This window comes from Micromonospora sp. HNM0581 (assembly GCF_012726175.1).
Taxonomy (GTDB): domain Bacteria; phylum Actinomycetota; class Actinomycetes; order Mycobacteriales; family Micromonosporaceae; genus Micromonospora.
Genome location: NZ_JAASAD010000049.1, coordinates 1 through 2,756, shown reverse-complemented (window position 1 = coordinate 2,756; position 2,756 = coordinate 1). Strand labels below are relative to the sequence as shown.

The window sequence follows — 2,756 nt, the reverse complement described above, 5'->3', positions numbered from 1 at the left end:
GTACGCCACTGGGATGGCGCGGGCGTGGATCAGTGGTGTCGACCTGGACTGGGCGGCCATCCATCCGGGCGGGCGGCAGGTCGACCTACCCACCTACGCCTTCCAACACCAGCACTACTGGCTCTACGACCCGGCCCTCGTGGGTGCCGGACTGCTCGCCGCCGCTCATCCGCTACTCGACGCCGCGGTGCCTCTGGCCAACACCGACGGCATCGTCTTCACCGGCCGCTGGTCACTGGCCACCCACCCGTGGCTCGCCGACCACACCGTCGGCGGCAGCGTCGTGTTCCCCGGCACCGGGCTGGTCGAACTCGCCATCCACGCCGGCGACCAGGTCGGCACCGGCCTGCTCGACGAGCTGACCCTGCACGCGCCCCTCGTCGTACCCGCCAGCGGCAGCGTCGAGGTCCAGGTCACGGTGGAGGCACCCGATCCGGCCGGCCGCCGCGCCGTCGGGGTGCACTCCCGGGAACACGACGACACCCCGTGGAGCCGGCACGGCACCGGCGTCCTCGCTGCCGGCGACACTCCCGGCGTCGCCCTCACCGAATGGCCGCCCGCCGACGCCGAACCGCTGCCCCTGGCCGACCTCTACGACGACCTTGCCACCGGCGGGCTCCACTACGGCCGCAGCTTCCAGGGCCTGCGCCGCGCCTGGCGGACCGGCGACGACCTCTACGCCGAGGTCGACCTTCCCGACGGTACGGAAACCGACGGCTACGGCCTGCACCCCGCGCTCCTCGACGCCGGCCTGCACGCCCTTACCCTCGCCGACGACGAAACCAACCAGGGGCTGCCGTTCGCGTGGTCGGGCGTGGCACTGCATTCCACCGGCGCGACCAGCCTCAGGGTCCGGCTCACCCGGTCCGGCAGCAGCGTCCGCATCGTGGTCGCCGACGCCGTCGGCGCACCCGTCGCGACCGTGCAGTCGCTGGTGCTCCGCCCGGTGCAGGTCGCCCCGGCCACCGGCATCGCCGACGCGCTCTTCGGTCTCGACTGGCAACCCGTCGGCGTCACCCCGACCGAAAGCACCCCCACCTGGACCTGGCACCCCGACGCCTCCCCGGTCCCCACCGGCGACGGCGTCACGCCGAACAGCGGACCGGAGGTCGGCGACGGCTCGACCGAGCTGGTGGTGCTGCCGGCCGGAGGCACCGACGACGTGCACGCCGAGGTGAACCGGGTTTTGGCGATCGCCCAACGCTGGCTGGCCGAGACCACCACCGCCCAGCTCGTCGTGCTCACCCGGCACGCCGTCGGCGACGACGTCACCGACCTGGCGGGTGCGGCGGTGTGGGGCCTGCTGCGCTCGGCGCAGGCGGAGAACCCCGACCGGATACTCCTCGTCGACGCCGATGCCGACCACCTCGCCGACGTACTCCCGCTCGCCCTGGCCACCGGCGAGCCGCAGCTGAGGGTCCGTGACGGAGTCGTCTCCGCACCTCGGATCGTGCGTCGTACGCCGCCGGCCAGGCAGCCGGACGCCCCTCTTTTCGGCACCGGCACGGTGTTGGTCACCGGCGCGACCGGTGCCCTCGGTGCGATGGTGGCCCGGCACCTGGTGACCACGCACGGGGTGCGGCGCCTGCTGCTGCTGTCGCGCAGCGGCGCGGCCGCCCCCGGCGCGGAAGACCTCGCCGCAGAGCTGTCGGCGGCCGGCGCGCGGGTCGAGCTGGTCGCCTGCGACGTGGCCGACCGAGGGCAGTTGGCAGCAGCTCTGGCGGACACGCCGGATCTGTCGGCGGTGGTGCACACGGCGGGCGTGCTGGACGACGGTGTGGTGTCGTCGTTGTCGGCGGACCGGGTGTCGGGGGTGTTGCGTCCTAAGGTGGACGCGGCATGGTTGTTGGACGAGCTGACCCGGGACCGGGAGCTGTCGGCGTTCGTGTTGTTCTCCTCGATGTCCGGTGTGTTGGGCGCGCCGGGGCAGGGTAGCTATGCGGCGGCGAACGCCTTCCTGGACGCGCTGGCCGTCGTGCGTCGCCGGACGGGCCTGCCCGGCGTGTCATTGGCGTGGGGGCTGTGGGGCCAGAGCTCGGCGATGACCGAGCGACTGTCCGATGTGGACCGCGAGCGGATGGCGCGCGGCGGGGTGCTGCCGCTGACGACCGAGGACGGGCTCGCTCTGCTCGACGCCGCCGTCACTGGCGAGCAGGCCACGCTCATCCCGGCCCGGCTCGACGTGAAGGCCCTGCGTACCAACGGCGATCGGCTGCCCCCGGTGCTACGCGGCCTGGCCGGCCCGACCCGTCGCGCCGCCGCCACCGCCGCGACCGGCGACCGGCCGCGGAGCGACTGGCTGGCCGCCCTGCCGGAGAACAAGCGGGCCGACGCCGTCCGGCATCTGGTCCACACCAACGTCGCCGCCGTGCTCGGCCTCCCCGGCTCGGACGCCGTCGATGCGGACCGGACCTTCCAGAGCCTCGGCTTCGACTCGCTCACCGCAATCGAGCTGCGTAACGCGCTCTCTACGGCTGCCGGCCTGCGGCTGCCCGCCACCCTGATCTTCGACTACCCGACACCGCTCGCCCTCACCGCACTACTACACCGCGAACTGACCGGTGCTCTCGACGTATCGCAGACCCGGCTGACCGCCACCACGGCGGTCGGCGATGAGCCGTTGGCGATCGTCGGTATGGCCTGTCGTTATCCCGGTGGTGTCTCTTCGCCCGAGGATCTGTGGCGGCTCGTCGCCGACGGGTCCGACGCTGTCGGCGACTTTCCTACCGATCGGGGTTGGGATGTCGCCCGCTTGT

1 protein-coding gene is annotated in these 2,756 nt (G+C 73.0%); it reads left to right on the top strand.

Annotation, left to right across the window (positions count from 1 at the left end):
- Positions 1–13 precede the first annotated feature (13 nt).
- Positions 14–2,756: type I polyketide synthase (locus tag HCA58_RS22990; protein WP_240956611.1), on the top strand; the 2,743-nt coding region annotated here is incomplete at its 3' end.